This is a genomic window from Microbispora sp. H11081 (assembly GCF_012999535.1).
Classification (GTDB): Bacteria; Actinomycetota; Actinomycetes; order Streptosporangiales; family Streptosporangiaceae; genus Microbispora.
On record NZ_JABBWV010000008.1, the window covers coordinates 220,744 to 242,269 of the forward strand.

The 21,526-nt window shown below is 73.6% G+C and carries 16 protein-coding genes; 8 read left to right on the forward strand and 8 right to left on the reverse strand.

From position 1 onward, the window contains the following. Positions 1-10: 10 nt before the first annotated feature. Positions 11-2,461, forward strand: coding sequence for a GMC oxidoreductase (locus tag HHX31_RS21645; protein WP_169950136.1), 2,451 nt, complete (start codon positions 11-13; stop codon positions 2,459-2,461). Here the strand turns inward: HHX31_RS21645 and ligD are convergent. Next, a complete protein-coding gene (gene ligD, locus HHX31_RS21650; RefSeq protein WP_169950137.1) occupies positions 2,446-3,645 on the reverse strand; it encodes a non-homologous end-joining DNA ligase in 1,200 nt (399 codons plus the stop codon). The two genes, HHX31_RS21645 and ligD, sit on opposite strands and share 16 nt — an antisense overlap. Before the next feature lie 150 nt (positions 3,646-3,795). Between ligD and HHX31_RS21655 the strand changes: the two genes are divergently transcribed. Beyond that, on the forward strand, positions 3,796-5,178 hold the full coding sequence (locus tag HHX31_RS21655) for a cytochrome P450 (RefSeq protein WP_169950138.1): 1,383 nt from the start codon (positions 3,796-3,798) through the stop codon (positions 5,176-5,178). An 85-nt stretch (positions 5,179-5,263) separates the two neighbouring features. Here the strand turns inward: HHX31_RS21655 and HHX31_RS21660 are convergent, their stop codons facing one another. Beyond that, positions 5,264-6,199 carry a DUF2332 domain-containing protein gene (locus HHX31_RS21660; protein ID WP_169950139.1) on the reverse strand — a complete coding sequence of 312 codons (936 nt, stop codon included), beginning with the start codon at positions 6,197-6,199 and terminating at the stop codon, positions 5,264-5,266. A 357-nt stretch (positions 6,200-6,556) separates the two neighbouring features. Beyond that, positions 6,557-7,555 (reverse strand): phosphotransferase enzyme family protein, encoded by a 999-nt coding sequence (locus HHX31_RS21665; RefSeq protein ID WP_169950140.1) that lies wholly within the window; start codon positions 7,553-7,555, stop codon positions 6,557-6,559. A gap of 191 nt (positions 7,556-7,746) precedes the next feature. On the opposite strand from HHX31_RS21665, the gene HHX31_RS21670 reads away from it, so the two are divergent. From HHX31_RS21670 to HHX31_RS21680, 3 genes are read left to right on the forward strand one after another with little or no spacing between them, the layout of a single operon-like run. Then, positions 7,747-8,289, forward strand: coding sequence for a PadR family transcriptional regulator (locus HHX31_RS21670; RefSeq protein ID WP_169950141.1), 543 nt, complete (start codon positions 7,747-7,749; stop codon positions 8,287-8,289). Next, positions 8,286-9,179: an ABC transporter ATP-binding protein gene (locus HHX31_RS21675; protein WP_169950142.1), complete on the forward strand. Its 894-nt coding sequence runs from the start codon at positions 8,286-8,288 to the stop codon at positions 9,177-9,179. Before HHX31_RS21670 ends, HHX31_RS21675 begins: the two co-directional genes overlap by 4 nt. Before the next feature lie 2 nt (positions 9,180-9,181). Further along, on the forward strand, positions 9,182-10,957 hold the full coding sequence (locus HHX31_RS21680; protein ID WP_169950143.1) for an FtsX-like permease family protein: 1,776 nt from the start codon (positions 9,182-9,184) through the stop codon (positions 10,955-10,957). 161 nt (positions 10,958-11,118) lie between these two features. Here HHX31_RS21680 and HHX31_RS21685 read toward each other — a convergent pair whose 3' ends face one another. Then, positions 11,119-12,534 (reverse strand): cell wall metabolism sensor histidine kinase WalK, encoded by a 1,416-nt coding sequence (locus tag HHX31_RS21685; RefSeq protein WP_169950144.1) that lies wholly within the window; start codon positions 12,532-12,534, stop codon positions 11,119-11,121. Then, a complete protein-coding gene (locus tag HHX31_RS21690) occupies positions 12,531-14,096 on the reverse strand; it encodes a cell wall metabolism sensor histidine kinase WalK (protein ID WP_169950145.1) in 1,566 nt (521 codons plus the stop codon). The genes HHX31_RS21685 and HHX31_RS21690 overlap by 4 nt, the downstream gene beginning before the upstream one ends. A gap of 330 nt (positions 14,097-14,426) precedes the next feature. Here HHX31_RS21690 and HHX31_RS21695 point away from each other — a divergent pair, with 330 nt between their 5' ends. Next, a complete protein-coding gene (locus HHX31_RS21695) occupies positions 14,427-17,282 on the forward strand; it encodes an AAA family ATPase (protein WP_169950146.1) in 2,856 nt (951 codons plus the stop codon). A gap of 158 nt (positions 17,283-17,440) precedes the next feature. Beyond that, complete coding sequence (locus HHX31_RS21700) at positions 17,441-18,316, forward strand: sirohydrochlorin chelatase (RefSeq protein WP_169950147.1); 876 nt, start codon at positions 17,441-17,443, stop codon at positions 18,314-18,316. A gap of 35 nt (positions 18,317-18,351) precedes the next feature. Here HHX31_RS21700 and HHX31_RS21705 read toward each other — a convergent pair whose 3' ends face one another. The 3 genes from HHX31_RS21705 to HHX31_RS21715 are packed head-to-tail and all read right to left on the reverse strand — an operon-like array spanning position 18,352 to position 20,018. Beyond that, positions 18,352-18,714, reverse strand: coding sequence for a DUF2203 domain-containing protein (locus HHX31_RS21705; protein ID WP_169950148.1), 363 nt, complete (start codon positions 18,712-18,714; stop codon positions 18,352-18,354). Between the two features lie 34 nt (positions 18,715-18,748). Beyond that, positions 18,749-19,120: a VOC family protein gene (locus HHX31_RS21710; RefSeq protein ID WP_169950149.1), complete on the reverse strand. Its 372-nt coding sequence runs from the start codon at positions 19,118-19,120 to the stop codon at positions 18,749-18,751. A gap of 10 nt (positions 19,121-19,130) precedes the next feature. After that, positions 19,131-20,018: a helix-turn-helix domain-containing protein gene (locus tag HHX31_RS21715; protein WP_169950150.1), complete on the reverse strand. Its 888-nt coding sequence runs from the start codon at positions 20,016-20,018 to the stop codon at positions 19,131-19,133. Between the two features lie 102 nt (positions 20,019-20,120). Here HHX31_RS21715 and HHX31_RS21720 point away from each other — a divergent pair, with 102 nt between their 5' ends. Then, positions 20,121-21,521, forward strand: coding sequence for an MFS transporter (locus HHX31_RS21720; protein ID WP_169950151.1), 1,401 nt, complete (start codon positions 20,121-20,123; stop codon positions 21,519-21,521). Positions 21,522-21,526 lie beyond the last annotated feature (5 nt).

The window sequence follows — 21,526 nt, forward strand, 5'->3', positions numbered from 1 at the left end:
GAGATCACCTATGGAACATGTCGACGCGGTCGTGGTCGGTTCGGGTTTCGGCGGCGCCGTCGCCGCCTACCGTCTCGCCGAGGCGGGACTGTCCGTGGTCGTCCTGGAGCGGGGCAGGGCGTACGCGCCGGGGGACTTCCCGCGCGGCCCGGTGCAGCTCGGGCGTGCCTTCTGGGACCCCGCCGAGGGCCTGTACGGGATGTACGACATCTGGAGCTTCTCCGACTGCGACTCCGTGGTGTCCAGCGGCCTCGGCGGCGGCTCGCTCGTCTACGCCAACGTCATGATGCGCAAGGACGAGGACTGGTTCGTCCACGAGCAGGCGCTCCCCGGCGGCGGCTACGAGTCGTGGCCGGTGACCAGGGCCGACCTCGATCCGCACTACGACGCGGTCGAGCGCATGATCGGCGTGGCGCCGTACCCGCTGGGCCGTCCCGGCTTCGACGACACGTTGAAGACCATCGCCATGCGGGACGCGGCGGCCGAGCTGGGGCTCGACTGGCGGCTCCCGCCGCTGGCCGTCAGCTTCGCGCCGTCGCCGGACGAGGAGCCCCGCCAGGGCGTGCCCGTCGCCGCCGCCGCGTACGGCAACCTGCACGGCGTGCCGCGCAGGACGTGCAGGTTGTGCGGCGAGTGCGACATCGGCTGCAACGACGGCGCGAAGAACAGCCTCGACCACACCTACCTGTCCGCCGCCCGGCGTCACGGCGCGGACCTGCGCCCGCTGCACGAGGTGCGCCGCGTCCGGCCGCGTGTCGGCGGCGGGTACGACGTGGAGTACGTCGAGCACCTGCCGCGCGGGGACGACCCGGGCGGGCGCGGCGACGGGCCGCCGCGACGGACGGGCCCGCACACCATCAGCTGCGAGCGGCTCGTCCTGGGCGCGGGCGCGTACGGCACGTCGTACCTGCTGCTGAAGAACCGGGCCGCATTCCCCGGCCTCAGCGCGGCCCTCGGCACGCGCTTCTGCGGCAACGGCGACATGCTCGCGTTCCTGCTGAGAGCCACCGACCGGAGCAGGACGCGGCCCATCCGGGCGAGCCGGGGACCGGTCGTCACCAGCGCGATCCGGCTCGACGACGGTCCGGACGGGCGCGGCGCCTACATCGAGGACGGCGGTTATCCCGAGTTCGTCGACTACCTGGCCGAGGCCGCGGCCGTGCGGCCGGGCCGGATCGCGCGGTTCCTGCTGCGGCGGCTGCGCAACATCGTCACCCACGACGCCAACCTGTCGGCGGAGATCGCCGACCTGATCGGCCGGGGCGAGCTGTCGGGCAGTTCGCTGCCGCTGCTCGGCATGGGCCGCGACGTCCCCGACGGGAGGCTGCGCCTGCGCGACGGCCGCCTCGACGTGGACTGGCCGGCCGAGACGAGCGAGGACTACTTCGAGCGGGTCCGCGCGATCATGCGCAAGATCGGCGACGTCCTCGGCGCGGAGTACGCCGACAGCCCGCCGTGGTGGCGCAAGCGGGTCATGACCGTGCACCCGCTGGGCGGCGCGCCGATGGGTCTCCATCCTGGCGAGGGGGTGTGCGACGCGTACGGGGAGGTCTTCGGGTTCCCCGGGTTGTACGTCGCGGACGGCGCGGCCCTTCCCGGGCCGGTCGGCGCCAACCCGTCGCTGACGATCGCCGCGCTGGCCGACCGCATGTGCACCCGGCTGCTGGAGACCCGCGCGTCGGTCGCCGCGCCCCTGGCGGCCCCGATCGGGGCGCGGGCCGTGCCGGTGGGCGCGGTGGCGCGGCCGGCGGCGAGCTCCCCCGGCGCGCCGTCCGCCGCCGCGGACGGCCCGCGCGCGCTCGCGGCGGCGCCGCCGGACGAGCCGAGCGTGTTCGAGGACCGCACCTCGCTGTGGTTCGTGGAGGAGATGCGGGGGCTCCTGCTGCCGGCCCCGCCCGGCCGCGCCGCTCGTGGAGGCGCCGCCCGCGGAAGCGCGGCCCCCTGGGGTGCGGCCGGAGGCTTCCCGTTCGCCTTCCGCCTCACGATCACGATCGACGACGTCGAACGGTTCCTCACCGAACCCGATCACGAGGCCAGAGCGGAGGGCTGGATCGAGGCCGACCCGTGCGGGGGCAGACGACCCCTCGCCCGGGGGTCGTTCAACCTGTTCGTCCCCGGGGAGCGGGCCGGGCAGCGGCACATGCGCTACCGCCTGCACTTCTACGACGCCGACGGCCGCCCCCGCACGCTGGCCGGGCACAAGGAGATCCAGCCGGGCGCGCCGGCCCGCCTGTGGCTGGACACCTCCACCCTGCACGCCCGCCTGCTGGAGGGACACGTCGAGGAGGACGGGGACGACCGTGCGGCCGTGGTCGCCGCGGGGGCGTTGCGCATCCTGCCGTCCGACCTCGTGCGGATGCTCACGACCTTCCGTACGGCGGGCCCGGACGGCGCGGCGGCGGTGGCCCGCTTCTGCCGCTTCTTCCTCGGCGAGCTGTGGGACGTCTACGGCCCGGGCTGATCGCCGCCCCAGGGGTCGTAGTCGACCTCCAGCGGTTCCTGGCCGGGCCGGTCGGGCTCGGGGACGTGCTGGAGGTTGACCCGGATCCGCGTCCACACGGAGCTGCGCCCCCGCATCGAGTCGACCAGGACGTCGGCCGGCCGCAGGAGGCGGGCCACCTCGGGGTGGCGTGCCTTCCAGCGTTCCAGCCCGGCCAGCGCCTCGTCCCGCGTGGCCGCCCTGGCGATCTCGACGAGCGGCATGACCGGCCGGCGCCGCCCCCCGGCGGGCGGGGCCGCGGGTCTGTCCGGCCGCGGGCCCTGGGCCTCGGCCAGCTCGAGCAGGGCGTCCAGGGAGCCCGCCCGCTCGTCCATCCCGGCCCACGGGTCGCCAACCTCGGCGTACCTGTCGGGCATCGACGCCAGCGTGAAGTCCTCCGGCCGGCACCCGGGCACCTCGTCCCAGGCCAGCGGGGCCGAGACGAGGCCGGTCGGCCGCACCGAGTAGGCGGAGGCGACGGTGTGGTCGCGGGCGTTCTGGTTGTAGTCCACGAAGACGCCCTGGCGCTCCTCCTTCCACCACCGGCTGGTGGCGACGTCCGGCTCCCGCCGCTCGACCTCCCTGGCCACCGCCTCGGCGGCCCGCCGCACCTCGCGGAAGGTCCAGCGCGGCTCGATGCGGGCGTAGACGTGGAACCCGCGTGAGCCGGACGTCTTGGGCCAGGCGGTCAGGCCGTGCTCCTCCAGCACGTCCCTGGAGACCAGGGCGACCCTGACGATCTGCTCCCAGCCCACGCCGGGCACCGGGTCGAGGTCGATCCGCAGCTCGTCCGGGTGGTCGAGGTCCCAGGCCCGCACCGGATGGGGGTTGAGGTCGACGCAGCCCAGGTTCACGGTCCACAGCAGGACGGCGAGGTCGCGGATCACCACCTCGTCCGCCGTACGGCCCGAGGGGTAGCCGAGCTCCACGACCTCCACCCACTCGGGGCGCTTGGCGGGCGCGCGCTTCTGGAAGAACGCCTCCCGGTCGACGCCGTGCACGAAGCGCTTGAGGATCACCGGCCGGTCGGCCACGCCGCGCACCGCTCCCTCGGCGACCAGCCGGTAGTAGGAGATCAGGTCGAGCTTCGTGTGCCCGGTCCGCGGGAAGACCACGCGGTCCGGATTCGTGATCCGCACGATCCTGCCGTCGAGCTCCAGCGTCATGCCGCCACACTACGTCGCTCCCCCGTCCGCGCCCCGGAGCGCGTACGGAAGGGCCCTGACATTTACCGGCGGACGCTCTAAGATCGCCGCCCATACCGAGGTTCACACGGCTGAGAACGGCTCGGTGACCCGAAAGGCAGGCGCACACCCATGATCTCCGACAGAACGTCCGGGTCGCCCGTGGAAAATCTCATCTCGCTGCCGCTGGAGCCGCTGCTCACCAGGGACTACGAGACCGACCCCGCGCTCGTCCACGAGCGGCTGCGCGCGATGTACGGCCCGGTCGCCCCGGTCGACCTCCTCGGCGTGCCGGTCTGGTTCGCGTCCGGCTACGACGAGGTGCTGCACGTCATGCAGAACCACGGCGACGTGTGGAGCAAACGCGTGGACAACTGGCGGGCGTACGCGGAGGGACGCGTCCCCGCCGACTGGCCGCTGCTCTCCCTCATGGCCGCCGACAACTCGGGCTTCCACGACGGGGACAGGCACCGGAGGCTGCGCGGCGTCTGGGACGAGGGACTCCGGCCGTTCCAGACGACGGGGAGCGGGCAGGCGCTGCGGCTGGAGCGCGCCATGCTGCGGTTCTGCGACGACCTCATCGGCGTGATAACGGAAGACGGCCCCTCGGGGCAGATGGACCTCGTCGTCCAGTACGGGCGGCCGTTCCCGCTGCTCGTCGCCAACCACCTGCTGGGCGTCGCCCTCGAGCGGGGCGAGGAGATGGTGGCCGACCACTGGCGCCTGCTCGACGGCCCCGACTCCGCCGGGGCCTACCAGCGGCTGTACGCCGCCCTCCTGGAGCTGGCCACGCTCAAACGGCATCGGCGCGGCGACGACCTGCCCTCGCACATGCTCGACGCCGACGCGAGCCTCACCGACGAGGAACTGGCCCGCGAGCTGTTGATGCTGGCCGGCTTCCTCGACTTCACCGGCAGCCTGATCTGCAACGTCATCGTCGAGGTGGTCACCAACCCCGGCATGCGCGAGACCGTGTCGGTCGGCGCGATCGAGGAGACCGTCAACCGCGTCGCCCTGCTGAACCCCGCGCTCGCCAACCTGACCTTCCGCTACGCGAGGACGGACGTCAGGCTGGGCCGCTTCGTGATCGCGGCCGGCGACCCGGTGATGCTGTCCGTCTCGGGCGCCCACGCCGACCCGCGGTTCGCCTCCGCGCTCCGGGACACCATCCGCAGCACCCGGGCCCACCTGGCCTGGGGCGCGGGCCCGCACAGGTGCCCGAGCCGGCGGCTGGCCACCCAGATGGCCACGATCGCCGTGCGCCGGCTGCTCGACCGGTTCTCCTCGCTCCAGCTCGCGGTCCCGGCCGACCGGCTCTCCTGGCGTCCCTCCCCCTTCATCCGCACACCGCGCTCCCTGCCCGTGGCCTACCGGCTCGACCAGTCGTCCGTCCCCGCGCCCGGCCCGCGGCAGGAGGCCGGCGCCGGGCCGTCGCCGGCCGCGGAGGACGGCGGCGACGCGCGGCCGAGGCCCGGTCTCCTGGCGTTCCTGCGCAAGCTGCGCCGCAGGCAGTGATCGAAGCCGTAGGACCGCAGCGGTGCCACGGCCGGTCCGCGCTCCGGCCGGACCATTCCGGCTCCCGACGACGTGACCGTACCGGTCACGCGAACCAGGCGATCGCCTGCCCGTGCGACCGGGTCCAGGCGAGCGGAGTCCCGTCCAGCGCGAGGACGTTCGACAGCGCCGTGCCCGGCGGCCGCGGCAGCCCGGCGTACGCGAGCACGTCCGGGGCCTCGTTCGCGATCCAGTGCCCCGGCAGCCCGCGGGCCAGCTCGGCGAACGCCTGCCGCCTCGGCGCCGGCACCTGGTACAGGACCGAGGTGTGGAACACCACCGGCGTCGCGCCCCGCGGCGCCTGCGCGGCCAGCGCCGGCAGGTCGTCCACCAGGTCGCCGCGCACGAGCAGCGGCGGCTCGGCCGCGGCGACGGACGCCGCGGCCCGCAGCCGGGCCCGGCGGTGAACGTGTTCCGGCCAGATGAGGGCGTCGAGCCACGCGACGTCCGCGGGATCGGTCACGTCGAGCGGGTTCAGATCCAGCCCGGCCCGCCATACGACCCGGGGTAGGCGGGCCGGCGGCGCCACCCCGGTCGCGGCACAGTCCAGGACCGGTTCGCCGGACCCGACCAGGTGGTCGCCGTAGCGGTAGGAGTACCGGTCGGGATAGAGACACAGCCCTGCCGAGGCCCCGACCTCCAGCAGGGCGAGCGGCTGCGGCAGCGCGGCGAGCACCGGCAGCAGCACCGCGCACCGCCCGGCCTCGTTCGTCTGTGTGGTCCGGGTGCGCATCTCCACTTCGACCGCCGGCCAGTTCCCCAGAACGTGGTCACGGAACGCGGCGGGGTCCTCGACCGGGCCGCCGAGGAGCCGTACGACGCCGAACAGCAGGTTCGGCTGCCGCTTCGCCGGCGGGAGCGCGCCGAGCAGCGCGAGCATCTCGCGGTCGCGGGAGACCGCGAGCGCCAGGCGCTCGTACGCCGGGGACACGCCACGCGCCTCCCGAGCGGCGAATCCGGCGTAGATCTCGCTGGTCGTCATGTCCCAATGATCGCCTCACGCCGCCCCTCGCGCCGACCCCCCGACGCGCGCGGCGTACGCGGGCCAGTCGCCGTCGGGCAGGGACGGCCGGGCGTCGGGGGGCATGCCGGGACGGGCGAACCGTTCGGGCCGGTCTGGGCACGCGAGCGTGGGCCGCGGGTCGGCCGTCCACGCCTCCCCCGACTCCCCCGCCGCCCGCCCGTCCCGTTTCGCCTCCCGAGCCGTCGGACCCGGCGCAACACATCGCGTCGCGGACGGCGGCGAACACGTCGAGGGCGGCGTCGAGGGTGGCCAGGTCCTCGCGGAAGCCGTCCGAGTCGCCGTAGGGGAGGCCCACCCACCCGCCCGCCCGCGCCGTCATGATCCGCTGAGATAGCGCTCGGCCAGCTCGCAGCTGCCCAGGGTGTAACCGGCGCCGAGCTCCCCGGCGATGGCGGCGGCCGGATGGGAGCCGATCCAGGCGACGAGGAGAAGGCGGCGGAACATGATGAACGTCCAGATCTCGGCCTCGTCCTCCTTCGGCAGGCCGAGCACGGACCGGTAGCCGCGCACCCACGACTCCGCCATGTGCGGCACCTCGGGACGGTGCTCGATGAAGCTCAGGGCGGCGCCGAGGTCGTAGAGGTACCAGCCGAGGCCGCAGTCGTCGAAGTCGATGACGCCGATCCCCGCCTCGCCGTCCACGAGCAGGTTGGCCAGGCGGAGGTCGGCGTGGATGAGCCCGTACCGGTCCCGGCCTCTGCCGAACCGCTCCAGCCTGCGGCGCAGCTCGGCCTCCAGCCGGGCGAGCACGGCGTGCGCCTCCTTGTCCACTCCCACGCCGTCCTGCCACCTGCCCCACCGCGCCCGCGGGCCGAAGGCGGCGTCCAGGTCCCAGTGGAACCGGGTGAAGGACGCCGGCCTCCTCCAGGCGCGGGCGTGGCGGTGCATGCGGGCGGTGAGCGCGCCCAGCCGCTCGAACTCCTCCACCAGCCGGTCCTCGGCCGGCTCGGCGCCGGGCAGGAACTCGAACATCACGCAGTGGCGCGGCTCGAAGCCGGGGTCCTCCACCACGACGACCCGCGACCCGTCCGGGGCCGGCAAGACGCGGGGCGTGACGACGCCCGCCTCGTCGCGCAGCGCCTCCAGCCAGGAGAGCTCGCTGGCGATGGCCTCCGGCGAGTGGTAGCCGAGCCGGTGGACCCGCAGGATCGCCGTCGCGCCGTCGTCGTCGACCCTGAAGGTGGCGTTCTCCGACACGTTGAGCAGCGTCACGGAGGCGTCCGGGGACAGGCCGTACCGCTCCGCGGCGCGGCGGGCGACCCCCTCGACGCGGGTGAGGACGTCGCCGCCCCCGGACAGGTCGTGGACCCGCATGCGTTCTCCCAAAAGCCCTGTGCACGTGTCCGTCAGATCTTCCCCCGCGGTGTTCCCCGCACGGCCCATCGGGGTGCTCACGTCCGCCGGCCGGGCCCGTTCCTCTCGCGAACCGGGTCCGGGTGCACGGGGCCGGTTGACGCCCAATTGGCTAACCGCTATCTATTGGGGGTCGCAGAGGAGGGTGGCCCGTGCAGGACGTGGTGCTGGCGCTGCTCACCAAGGAGCCGTCGCACGGCTACGACCTGCGCCAGCGGCTGGCGGCAGCGCTCGGACCGCTGGGGGACGCGCTGAACGCGGGGCAGATCTATGTGACGCTCACGCGGCTGGAGAAGGCGGGTCTGGTCCTCCAGGAGCGTGAGGACGCGCCGGTGCGCGGCCCGCGGCGCAAGGTGTACGCGCTGACCGCGGCAGGGCAGCAGCGGGTGGCCGCGTGGATGGCCGAGAGCGCCGGGCCCAGAGCGGATGTGACGGAGTTTCATCTGAAGCTGGTGGCCGCCGCGGAGTCGGGCCTGACCGACCCGCTCGCGCTCGTGGACGCGCGGCGGCGGGAGCTGATGCGCAGCCTCGCCGAGGCCCAGCGCGCTGCCCTCGCTTACGACACGGTCTCGGAGGCCGGACTGCTTCTGGAGGGCATCACGCTCCGGCTGCAGGCCGATCTGCGCTGGTTGGAGGCGTGCGAGCGGACCTGGTCCGCCCGCGCCCCACGCGGGGAAGGCGAAGGAAACGGATGAAGACAGTCGTGCCTAGGGGCAGCGGCAGGAACAGGGGCAGGGGCAGGTCGTCGCGGAGTGAGACGGGCGACAGCCCGCGCTCGGGACCGGCCGGCCGCCGGCCCGCCGAGCCTGCCGGGCCGGCGTTGCGGGCCGTCGGCCTGACGCGCGTGTACGGAGAGGACGAGAGCCTGGTGTGGGCCGTCGACGGGGTCGACCTCGATGTCCCCGCGGGGCAGACGCTCGCCGTGACCGGGCCCAGCGGCTGCGGCAAGTCCACGCTGCTCCAGCTTCTCGGCGGGCTCGACCGGCCCAGTGAGGGCGAAGTGTGGCTCGGCGGCCTGCGCATCGATCACCTCGGCGAACGGGCGCTGGCCCGGCTGCGGCGCCGCTCCGTGGGGTTCGTCTTCCAGGCCTACCACCTGATGCACGAGCTGAGCGCGGCGCAGAACGTCGAGCTGCCCGCGCTGCTCGCCGGCGCCTCACCGCGGGCCGCCCGCCGCCGCGCCGCCGAACTGCTCCAGCAGGTCGGGCTCGCCGGCCGCGCCCGGCATCTGCCCTCCGAGCTCTCCGGCGGGCAGCGGCAGCGGGTCGCGGTCGCCCGCGCCCTCGCCAACGATCCGCTGGTCGTCCTCGCCGACGAGCCCACCGGCAACCTCGACAGCGCCGCGACCCACGACATCCTCCGGCTCTTCGACGAGCTGCGCGCCGCCGGCCAGACCCTGGTCATGGTCACCCACGACGAGCGCGTCGCCGCCACCGCGGACCGCGTCGTCTCCATGCGCGACGGGGCCGTGGCGGACGACACCCGCCTGGACGGCGACGGCCGCGGCACGAGGCACACCCACGGCTACGGCGGCGGCCACGGCGGCGGCACGGGGCTCGGCGCGCTGCTGCGCTGGGAGGACTGAGCATGGGACGCCTGTTGCTGACCTGGCGTCTGATCCGGCACGACCTGCGCCGCCGCCCCGACGAGGCCCTCGTGTTCCTGATCGCCGTCACCCTCGCCATCGCCTCCCTGACGCTCGGACTGACGGCCCGCAACGCCCTGGCCACGGCGTACCTGAAGACCCGCGCGGCCACCGCCGGTCCCGACATCACCGCCATCACGACGGACACGGACCCGTCCGGCCTGGCCGGACGTCTCGCGGACACGCCCGGCGTGGCCACGCAGGCCGACCCGATCTTCGCGTTCGACACCACCATCCGGGCACACGGCCAGGCCGCGCACTCCTCGGTCGAGGGACGTGGCAACGCACCGTCCGCCGTGGACCGGCCGCTGGTGACCTCCGGGACCTGGGTGCGTCCCGGCGGCGCCGTGGTCGAGCGCGGCTTCGCGCAGGCACTCGGCGTGCGCGTCGGCGACCGTGTCACCATCGTCAAACGCAGCTATCCGGTCGTCGGGATCGCGATCAGCGCGGCCACCCCGGTGTATCCGTGGAGCGACTGGGCCCAGGGGCCCGGGCCGTCCGACTACGGCGGCAGGATCTGGCTCACCACGGCCGACGCCCACGCGGCGGCGGGCCACACCCCCGGTGTCCACCTGATCCACCTGAAGCTGACCGACCCCACGGATCCCCACCGGTGGAGCGCCACCGTGTTCACCGACGACCGCAGGGGCGACTCCTGGGTGAACACCCACAACTGGCAGACCGTCCTCAATACGGACGCCGTAATGATCAGGAACATGCAGCCCGCCCTGGTCGTCGGCGGCTGGCTGCTCGCCGCGGCCGCGCTCGTCACCCTCGCCGCGCTCGCCACCGCGCGCGCCGCCCGCGACAACCGGCGTGCCGCACTGCTCAAGGCCGTCGGCGCCGGCCCGGGCACCGTCACCGCCGTACTGCTGGCGCCACACCTGCTGCTGACCTTCCTGTCCACCGCGCTCGGACTGACCGCGGGGACGCTGGCCGCGCCCCACCTGATCGATCCCAGCGCCGGGCTGCTCGACACCGCCGGCCCTCCGGACTCCGTCACCGTCTTCGCCGCGGTCTTCCTCGCCGTCGTGGTCGCCGTGACCGGTGCGCTCGGTCCCGCCGTACGCGCCGCCAGGGGCAGCACCGTCCAGACCCTGGCCGACCCGGCGCACACGCTCACGCGCCGCCCGCGCCTGAACGCCGTGACGGCCTACCTGCCCACCTCGCTGCTGCTCGGCGTCCGGCTGCTCGCCCGCCGGCCCGGCCGCGCCGTCCTGGCCTCCGCCGGCACGGCCGCCACCACCGTCATGGTCACCGCGCTGCTCACCTTCCACGCCGAACTCGACGCGACCCCCGCCGTCAGGCGGTTCGGCCCTCTCGAAGTGCGGACCGACCAGACCGGCCAGGTGCTGCTCGCCGTCACCTTCGCGCTGGTTGCGCTGTCCACGCTCAACACCCTGCTGCTCAGCTGGGGCACCGCCGTGCAGGCCCGGCGCGCCCTGACCATCACCCGCACCCTCGGCGCCACTCCCGGCCAGATCGTCGCCGCGCACTGCGTCACGCAACTCCTGCCCGCGGCGCCCGGAGTGGCGGCGGGCATTCCGGTCGGGCTCGGCCTGTACTGGTTCTTCGCCACACCGATCACGCCCCCGGGATCGTGGTTGCTCACCGCCGCGCTCGCCATCCTGCTGGCCGTCGCGGTGCTGACCGCGCTCCCCGCGTGGGCCCACACCCGCGTGCCCGCGGGACGCGTCCTCACCATGGAAGCCGCGTGACCGCCCTCCGGTCCTCACCCGGCGGGCCCGGCGGCCACCGCGGCCGAACGCGGGTCCTGGGGCGTCGGCGGCTCCTGGTCGTGGGCCGACGCCCTGGTGGACGCGGCGCTCCGGGCGGCGCATGACGACGGGCAGGTAGGAGCGGCGAGGCGCGGCCCGCGTCAGGTGGCCGGGGCGTCCGTCTCCGTAGTCACCGCCACCCCGGGCTGGGAGTCCAGTGGGAGGCGTACGACGAAGCGGGCGCCTTGGTCGCTGTCCCGTATGGTCAGCGTGCCCTCGTGGCGTTCGGCGATCAGACGGGCGATGGGGAGGCCGAGGCCGATTCCTCCGGCGTCCCTGCTGCGTGCGCTGTCCAGCCGCGTGAAGCGCTCGAACACCGTCTCGCGCTGGTCGGCGGCGATCCCGGCGCCGTCGTCGAGGACCTCCAGTGCCGCGACTCCCTTCGCGCAGCGCGCGTCGCCGTGCTCGCGCCGGAGCGTGACCGTGACGGTGGAGCAGGCGTGCCGCTGGGCGTTCTGGACCAGGTTGCAGACCAACTGCCGCAACTGCGCCCGGTCACCGTTGACGATCAGCCCAGGTGTGAGCTGGAGGACGAGCCGCCTTCTCACCTGGTGGCTCCTCATCTCCAGGGCGACGAGCTCGGCCAGGTCGACCGGCTGTCGCGGGCACGGGGCGCCGGCGTCGAACCGGGTGAGCGTCAGCAGACCGGCGGTGATCGACTGGAGACGCTCCACGCTGGGAAGGACGTCGTCGCACAGCTTGCTCAAATCGACGTCTTCGGCCGCCAGGAGGGCGTCCTCCAACTGGACGCGGATGGCGGTGATCGGGGTGCGGAGCTCGTGTGACGCGTCGGCGCAGAAGCGCCGCTGCTGTTCGAGCATGCGCTCCAGCCGTTCCAGCGTCTCGTTCACGCTCCGGGCCAGCCGGTAGATCTCGTCCTTGACCTTGGGGACGGGGACCCGGCGGCCCAGGTTGGTGCTCCGGATGTGGTCGAGCTGTGCCCGGATGGCGTCCACGGGTCTGAGCGAGCTGGCGACGGTGTGCCGCGCCCCACAGGCGACCGCCCCTGTGAAGACGGCCGTTCCCGCGACCAGGAGGGCCGCCATGCCCGGATAGACGAAGAACGGCAGCGTCGGTGCGGCGCTGTACACGGTCCAGTCGCCGTTGCGATACACCTGTTGCGCGACGACGATGTGGCAGCCGCCGGAGGGAAAGACGGCGGAGTCGCAGACCACGGCGGTCGCCACCCGCCTGGGGCTTTTCGGCGCGAAATGCGCCATCGGCGGCCGGTGCTGCAAGTCCCTGGTCGCGGCGACCACGTGTCCCCGCGGGTCGACCACCTGGACGGGGCGGATCAGGTTCTGCGGGATCGGCGGCAGCGGATTGACGAGCCGGCCGTGGTCGACGTCGTACGCGGTCAGCTCACCGACCGCCATCACCTCTTTGATGAGGTCCTCGGTGGCCATCCTGTTGAGGGCGAACAACAGCGCGATGGAGAACGCGATGCAGAGCACGCCGACCGCGATGCCGGTGAACAGCGCCAGGCGGGCGCGGATCGAACAGTTCTCAAGCTTCATGACGATCCCGTTCGATTCGGCCTGCCTCGGGGCAGCCGCAGGACGAAACGCGCCCCGCCGACTGTGCTTTCTTCGACGCTGAGGGTCCCCTGATGCGCCTGGGCGATGTCGCGGGCGATGGCCAGGCCCAGCCCGGTGCCGTGGCGGTCGAGCCTGCGGGCGTCGTCGAGCCGGATGAAGCGCTGGAACACCCGCTCGCGGTCGGCCTCGGCGATCCCCGGCCCGTCGTCGCTGACCGCGACCTCGACCGCGGTGGGCTCGGCCCGCACCTCGACGCACACCACACGCCTGGAGTGCCTTTGCGCGTTGTTCAGCAGGTTGGCGAGCAGCCGGCTGATCTGGGAAGGCACGGCCGTGACGGTGGCGCCGGGGGTGATGCGGAGCCGCACCGGGTGCCGATCCGCACGTCGCGCGATCTCGGCCTCGACCAGGGCCGCGAGGTCGAGCTGACGCCACTCGGCGGGCGGGCAGCCGGGCATGCGAGCGAGGCACAGGATGTCCTCGGTGATCGCCTGAAGCCGGTCCACCTGACCCAGAGTCGTCTCCAGCAGCGTCGGCAGCGGCACCCCGCCGGGATCCTGCTGCGCCGCCTCCAACTGCACCCGCAGCCCGGCGATGGGAGTGCGCAGTTCGTGGGCGACGTCCAACGCGAACTGCCGCTGGCGGCAGGCGAACTCCTCGAGTTCCTCCTTGGCCTTCCGCAGCCGCCCCAGGGCCTGATTGATCGCACGGCTCAACCGCGTGATCTCCTGCGCCCTCCTCGGCGCCGAGATGCCGGCGGACAGGTGGCCGAAGTCGACCAGGGAGACTTCGGCGCCCACCCTCTCCAGGGGGCGTAGCAGCCATCCGCTCATCTTCCAGGTGACCCAGGCGTTCAGGGCGATCAGCGCGGCGGCCCCGAGCGACACGGGCAACAGGAGACCGGGCCGCGCGAGGGCCTGCAGCGGCCGCCCCGCCTCGGCGACCATGCGGGACCCGGCGGAGAGGGCGGCGGTACACGCCGGCAGGTGACGTGCGGAGCCCGTCCCGGCGGCCCCGCACGGATCGCACCGCCATCGAATGGTCCCGGCTCTGGCCAGAAGGTACATCCCCCTTCCCGCCGGGAGGAGGGTGAGAGCGGTCATGGCGGCGGTGAGCAGGGTCATCTGTCCCCGGATCGAGCGGGGCGCCCAGCGCCCCCACAGGGCCGGCCGCCGCCGGTCCGGATGCCGGCAGCCGTTCTCACGCCTCATCGAGCCGGGTGACGACGCTCCGGCGAGGCCGGAGGTCTCGTGCGCGTGCCCGGTGCGGGCGTGGCCGGCGGAGCCGGTCGCGGAGGGCCGGTCCCGCGGCCGCTCGGCTCTCGGGGGGCGGGTGGGCCGCGGCGGGGATCCGTGTTCGCCGCTCTCCGCGCGAGCGGCCTTCGCGCGGTCCGCCCTGTCGCTCGTCTGGAGCGCGCGCCAGGCCACCGTCGACGACCCGCCGGTCGGCGCGTACGCGAGGCCTTTGGCGACGGCCGTCCACGCGAGCGGCGCGAACAGCGGCCACATGAGCATCAGCGATTTATCCGCCAGGTCCACCATCGCCATCCTTTCGAAACAGGGATTCGAGGGGGATGCCAGGCGCCTGAGAGGGCCGGGGAGGCGTGGCGCGTCGTCCGCCGCACACGTTTCCCTCGGTGCCGCCCAGTCGTGGGGCTCTTCCGCGTCAGCTCATGAGCTCATCAGCGAGAAGCGAGTTTACGAATACGATCCTGAACGGCGGGCGAGCGTGGCGTATCACACATCTGTGTAGCCTTACGCTCCTGCTCGCGACCCTGTGATCAGCCGTACGGCCTCGCCCCGCTGGGCGATGGACGGGCGCACCGCGCGGTCCGGTTGCGTGGCCGCGCGCGCCGGGTGTCTCATGGATTCATGGGGGATCCATCCCAGAATGTCCCTGATGCGGTAGAAGATCCCGGTTTTCGGGAGGCATCCTGGCCTGGGTGGCGCGGCCGTGCCCGGGAGTGGGGGCTCGTCGCCGGCCTGCTCAGGGCGGCGCGGGTGGGCAGGGGCGGGGTCGTACTGGTGGAGGGCCGGCCGGGCGTCGGCAAGAGCCGCATGCTCGACGTGGCCGCCGCCACCGCGACCAGGTCGGGGTTCCGCGTGGCCCGCGGCGTCGCGGACGAACTGGCCCAGCTGATGCCGCTGGCCCCGCTGATCTCGGCGCTCAAGGAGTCGGGCTGCCCCCTGCGCGCCGGCGACAGCGGCGGTGAGCCCGGCCCGGTCGACCGGCGGTTGCTGTTGCTCGAACATCTGCATGAACCGCTGGAGACGCTCGTGGCGCACGGGCCCGTGCTGCTCACCGTGGACGACGCGCACTGGGCCGACCCCATGACTCTGCTGGCGCTGCGGTCGCTGACCGTGGACTTCGCCTCCTCTCCGCTCATCTGGATGGTGGCCCGTACGACCGGCGGCGGCGACGCCCTCCGCCTCGACCGCGTGTTCAACGCGCTGGAACGCGAGGGCGCGACGCGGATCCGGCTGGGGGCTCTGGACGATGCGGCGGTGGCCGAGGTGGTCACCGACGTCCTCGGGGCGGCGCCCGAGCCGGACGTGCTGGCCCTGGCCGGCATCGCGGACGCCAACCCCTTCCTGCTCGTCGACCTCATCGAGAAGCTCAGACGCGAGGGCGGGTTCCGGATCGCCGACGGCCGCGCGCGGCTGGTGTCGACCCGGCTGCCGCCGGCTCAGGCGGTCACCCGGGAGCGCCTGGAGGACCTGTCCCGGCCGACCAGGCACATGCTCCAGGTCGCCGGGATCCTGGGCCGTTCCTTCTCGGTCAAGGACCTGGCCGAGATGCTCGGCGAATCGACGGGCGATCTGCTGCCCATGCTGGAGGAGGCGATGTCGGCGCGCATCGTCGAATCCGCCGGGCACGAACTGGCGTTCCGGCACGAACTCCTGTGGGAGGCGGTGACGGAGACGCTGTCCAGCGCCGTCCGGCGGGCCCTGCACCGCGAGGCAGGGGAAATACTGCTCAAACGCGGCGGATCGGCCATTCCCGCCGCCGCGCACCTCATCCGCAGCGCCGGCCACGGTGACGTGTTCGCCCTGCTCGCGCTGGACCGGGCGGCGCGGGAGGTGCTGCGGTCCTCGCCACAGACCGCCGCCGATCTCGCCCTCCGGGCGCTGGAGCTGACCGACGCCTCCGATCCCGACTGGGTGGGCCGGGCCGCCGTCGCGGTGGACGCCCTGACGGCCGTCGGGCGGCTGGGCGAGGCCGCCGATCTCGCTCGTCCCGCGCTCGGCAGGGCTCCCCCCGTGTGGGCGCATCGCCTGCGCTGCGCGCTGGCGTACATCCTGCTTCTGAGCGGCCGGCCGGCCGACGCCGTGTCCCAGGCCGAAAGCCTGCTCAGCCGGGAGGACGTCTCCCGCGACCTTCGCGACGTCGCCGAGTGGACGGTGTTCTGGGGGCTCATCTGCCTGAACGACGTGAGAGAGGGACAACGGCGAGCGCAGGCCGTCCTCGCCGATCGCGACAAGCGTTCCGGCACGGCCGTGATGGGCGCCCTGCTGATGCTCTCACGGTGCGCCCTGATCGACGGACGGCTCGACGACTCGTTCACGCATCTGCACGAGGCCCTGCGGATCGGCGGCAGCGGCACCGTGGAGGCCGTCCAGCGGCCGTACGCACGGCTGCTGCTTGGTCATCTGCACCGGTGCCTGTGTCAGTTCGAGGCGGCCGACCTGGCCATCCGGGCGGCCGAGGAGGAGATCGAGGCCCTCGGCGTCACCGTGCTGGCCGCGCAGCCTGCGCTCTTCCGCGCCCGCGTGAAACTGGCCGCCGCCCGGCTCCACGACGCCGCCGCCGAGGCCGAGGCCGGAATGAGGATCGCGGACGACATGGGCACGCACGAGTCCATCCGCGTGGGGCTGTCGATACTCGCGTACATCGCCGTGCGGCGCGGCGACATGAACGCCGCGGGCCGGAACATCAGGAAGTACGCGCGCGAGCGCGGCGGCGCCGGAATGCTCTTCGGATCGGCGTGCGGGTGGGTGGAGGCCGTCGTCGCCGAGGCCCAGGGTGATCGCGAACGTGCGATGGACATCTTCGGCCCCGCCTACACCGACGCGGAGAGACGGCAATGGATGCTCGTCACGGCGCCCCTCGCGGCGGCCTGGATGACCAGGCTCGCGCTGGCCTCGGGGAACCGGGCGTACGCGCAGACCATCGTCGACATGGCCGGCCGCCTCGCACGCAAGAACCCCGCCTACCCCGTTTTCGCCGCCGCCGCCGCGCACGCTCGCGGCCTGCTCCGGGCCGACCCCGCCGACCTCGCCTTCGCCGCCGCCAACCACCCGCAACTGTGGGAGCGCGCCTCGGCCGCCGAGGACCTCGGGGTCCTGCTTACGACGTCCGGCGCCGCCGCCGACCGCGAGCGGGCCATCACCAGCCTCGACCAGGCGCACGACGGCTACCAGCAGATCGGCGCCCTCCGGGACGCGGCCCGCACGCGGGCGCGCCTGCGCGCACTCGGCGTCCGGCGCCGCCACTGGGTCCGGTCACACCAGCGGGAAGTCGGATGGGGCAGCCTCACCGACACGGAACGCGCGGTGGCGAAGCTGATCGCCCAGGGATTGACCAATCGTCAGGCCGCCGCCCGGATGTTCCTGTCTCCGCACACGGTCTCGGCCCATCTTCGCCGGATCTTCACCAAGCTCGACATCGCGTCCCGGGCCGAACTCGCCCGCATCTTCGCCGAAGAGTGCCCTGACCGGGACTCCTAAGCGGCGGGGCCGCGAACGCCGCCGTGACGTTCGGCGGCGCAGACCTCATCCAGAGGACGCGTCATGTGACGATCATGTAAACCGGATAGATCACCAAGACGCAACAAGCCGCGCGTTGGTTCTGCTATTCGACCAGATTCGCCCTAGAATCCGCCGATGTGAACGAAGGTCACGAGGACCCCCCGAAGCTCCCCATCAGGGAGCGCTCTCCTCGGCCAGGGACCGGCCGTCACCGCCGGCCGCTCCCCGCCGACCTGCCGTCCGACGCGCCCGCCCTGGTCCTCGCGGTGCCGGGCAGGGCGGGGGACCCGGTGGGGCCGTACGGGGACGTGGCCATGGAGGTCGCCTCCATCGTCAGGATCGACAACCCGCAGATCGACCTTCGCATCGTCTCGCTGGCGGACGGCGGCGCCGATCTCACCAAGGAGTTCACCTCCATCGCCGCGCAGCGGTCCGCCGACGGACCCGGCGCGGTGGTCGTCCCGCTCGTCACCGGCCCCCACCCGCGCGTGCTGCGCGCCGTACGGGACGCCGTGACGCAGAGCGAGACCACGGTGCGGATCACCGAGCCGCTCGGCCCGCACCCGCTGCTGGCCGAGGCCCTGCACGTCCGCCTGGCCGAGGCGGGCCTGGCCCGCGCCGACCGGATGCGGCTGTTCAACGTCTCCTCCCCCGTCGACGGGATCATCGTCGCGACCGCCGGGGGCGACGAGGCCGCCAGGGGCGCCGACGCGACGGCCGTCCTGCTCGCCGCCCGCCTGACGCTCCCCGTCGTCCCTGCCGCGCTGGACGGCCAGCCGAGCGTCCGCGACGCCGCCGAGCGCCTGCGCAACATCGGCGCCAACCGGCTGGCCATGGTGCCGTACGTCATCGGGCCCGAGACCGACCGCGACCGCATCACGACGGCCGCCGAGTCGATCGGCGCCGGGTGCGCCGAACCGCTCGGCGCGCACGAGTCCGTGGCCCGCATGGTCTGCGTCCGGTACGGCGCGGCCTTCGGCGAGATCGAGGGCTTCGACGACCTGTCCGACTGACCGGCGCCCGCCGGAAGCCGGAAGGGCCCGCGGGGTCAGGGCAGCGGGCGGCGGCCGGGGAAGCCGAGGTCGCTGCGGTGGTACCAGCCCAGGGCGGTCTCCCCCTCCAGCCAGCACAGCCGCACGGACACCTCGCCGAGCACGGCGGGGAAGTCGACGAGCAGCGGGGCGACGCCCTTGATCTCGATCTCCTCGGCGTCGAACCAGCTCAGGATCTCGTCCATCCGCGCCTCAAGGCCCTTGGCCTCCGGCAGGCCGCCGAGAGGCGAGGCGCCCGCGTGCCGCAGGTCGTGGGTGAGCTCGGCCAGGTCGGCGCGTACGGCGACGAACTCCCGGGCGTGCTGGAGCACCGCCGGCATCAACGATTCGGCCTCGTCGACCGTGAAGATCCTCGCCACCCTCCGGACGCTATCGCATCGGCCCGCGGGAGGCTCACAGGCGGCGGCGCAGCAGGCAGAACTCGTTGCCCTCCGGGTCGGCGAGCACGTGCCAGTCCTCCTCGCCGGTCTGGCCCACGTCGGCCGGCACCGCGCCGAGCTTCAGCAGGCGCTCCAGCTCGGCCTCCTGGTCGCGGTCGGTGGGGTTGACGTCGATGTGCAGGCGCAGCTTGTCCCGCTTGGGCTCCGGCACCGGCTCGAAGATGATCGTCGGCTGGAGACCGCCGAAGCCGACGCCCGGCGGGCCGATCTCCACACAGCCGTCCTCGCGCCCGATCACCTCGAAACCCAGCACCTCGCACCAGAAGGCGGCGAGCCGCTCCGCGTCCTCGCAGTCGAGGACGAGCTCACTGATTCGACAGGCCATGGGCCGGACTTTACCCCTGGACCACCGGCTCATGCCGTGGGCAGTGGACGGCCTCCGGATGGGCAAGCAGCCACTCGATGCGGTCGCGGCTCTCGTCGTCGGCCGGCGTGTGGACCACGAGCCGGGTCTCCGGCGGCGCCGCCAGCGCCATGCTGGTGGACGCCAGGCGGACCATCCCCACCGCGGAGTGCTGGTACAGCTTCATCCGCGGCCCCGGCCTGGCCACGTCGTGCTTCGCCCACATCCGGGCGAAGTCGGGGCTGGCCGCCGACAGCCGGCTGACGAAGTTCGTCCACACCGGCTCGCCCACGTGCCTGCCGAAGGACGCCCGCAGGGTGGCGACCATCCTGGGGTACTCCTCCTCCTTGTTCACCAGCGGGCAGCAGCACTCCGGGACCGTGAACACGCGCCACAGGACGTTGCGCTCGCCCCGGGGGCAGGAGACCAGTGACACGAAGATCCGGGCGTACGCGGCGTTCCAGGCAAGCAGGTCATACCTAGCGTTGTGGACGTACGCCGGAAGCGGGTCGAGCTGGCGCAGGATCGTGTGCACCTCGGCGTCGAGGCCTTCCTCGTCGTCCACGGGGCCGGCGACCTCCGGCAGCTCGGCCAGCCGGTAGAGGTGCTCCCGCTCGGCCGCGTCCAGCCTCAGCGTCCGCGCGATCGCGTCCAGCACCTGCACCGACGCGTTGATGGGACGGCCCTGTTCCAGCCAGGTGTACCAGGTCACGCCCACCCCGGCGAGCTGGGCGACCTCCTCCCGCCGCAGCCCCGGCGTACGGCGGCGCAGCCCGGGCGGCAGCCCGACGTCCTCGGGCCGGATCCGCTCGCGCCTGCTGCGCAGGTAGGCTGCGAGCTCCTCACGCCTGGTGTTCCTTGTGCGGGTCCCCGTCGTCACCTCCCCATCCTCGCAAGCGAGGGGCCGGGTTGCCAGGTGGTGGCACTACCAGTATCCGCAGGCTCTCGGCACCGGTATCACCCCGGCCGCATCGTTGCCTGCATGACCACTGTCACCACCCGCGCGCCGGCCGCGCGGCGGACCCCGTCCTCCGCTCTGCTGCTCACCGTCATCCTGGCGGGGCAGTTCATGGCCATCCTCGACTCCACCATCGTCAACGTCGCCGCGCCCACGATGCGCGCCGATCTCGGGGCCACCGGCTCCGGGCTGCAACTCGTCATCTCCGGCTACACCGTCGCGTACGCCATGCTGCTGATCACCGGGGCGCGCCTCGGGGGGCTGCTCGGCTACCGGCGGCTGTTCCTCACCGGGCTCGCGGTGTTCACGGCCGCGTCGCTCATGTGCGGGCTCGCCCCGTCGACCGGCGTGCTGATCGCCTTCCGGCTCGTGCAGGGCGCGGGAGCCGCCCTGATGGTGCCGCAGGTGCTCAGCCTGATCCAGGTCACCTTCGACGGCGCCTCGCGGGGGCGGGCGCTCGGCGTCTACGCCACGGTCATCTCGGCCGGCGCGGTCGTCGGGCAGGTGCTCGGCGGGCTGCTGGTGACCGCCGACCTGTTCGGCACGGCCTGGCGGCCGGTCTTCCTGGTCAACGTGCCGATCGGGCTCGCCCTGCTGGCCGTCGGAGCGCGGAGGCTGCCCGCCGAGCACGTGCGGCGTGAGCAGGGTCTCGACGTGCCCGGCCTGGTCACCCTGTCGCTCGCGGTCTGCCTGCTGGTCGTGCCGCTCGTGCTCGGGCACGAGCAGAACTGGCCGCTGTGGGGGTGGATCTCCATGGGACTCGCGGTCCTCGCGTTCTGCGCGTTCCTGCTCGTGGAGCGGCGTACGGCGCATCCGCTCGTCCCCGGCCGGCTGCTGCGCGCGCCCGGTGTGTCCGCCGCCGCGTCCGGCATCTTCCTCGTGATGGCGGCGTACGGCGGCTGGCTGTTCGTCATGGCCCTCCACCTGCAGGGCGGCCTCGGCGACAGCGCCCTGCGGGCGGGCTGCCTGTTCATCCCCGCGGCCGCCGCCTTCGGGCTCACCAGCCTCAACTGGAAGCGGCTGCCGGCCCGCCTGCACCGGCCGGTGATCGTCGCCGCCGCCGTCGTCACCGCCGCGGGCGAGCTGGCCCTGGCGGCGGCGCTGGCCGGCGGCGGCCACGGCGAGCCGCTGCTGGAGATCAGCTTCGCGGCCATCGGAGCCGGGATGGCGGCCATGTACAGCCCGCTCATGGCGGTGGCGCTGGCCCGGGTCGCGCCCGCCGACGTGTCCGACGCCAGCGGCCTGCTGGCGATGATGCTCCAGCTCGGCCAGGTGGTCGGCGTGGCCGTCTTCGGCACGCTGTTCCTCAGCCTCACCCCATCCGCGCACGCCGCCGTGGTGACGTCGGTCTCGCTGGCCGTGGTCTCGCTGGCCGCCGGCGGGTGCGCGCTGCCTCTCCTGCGCACCCGCCGGGACCAGGGATGAGCACC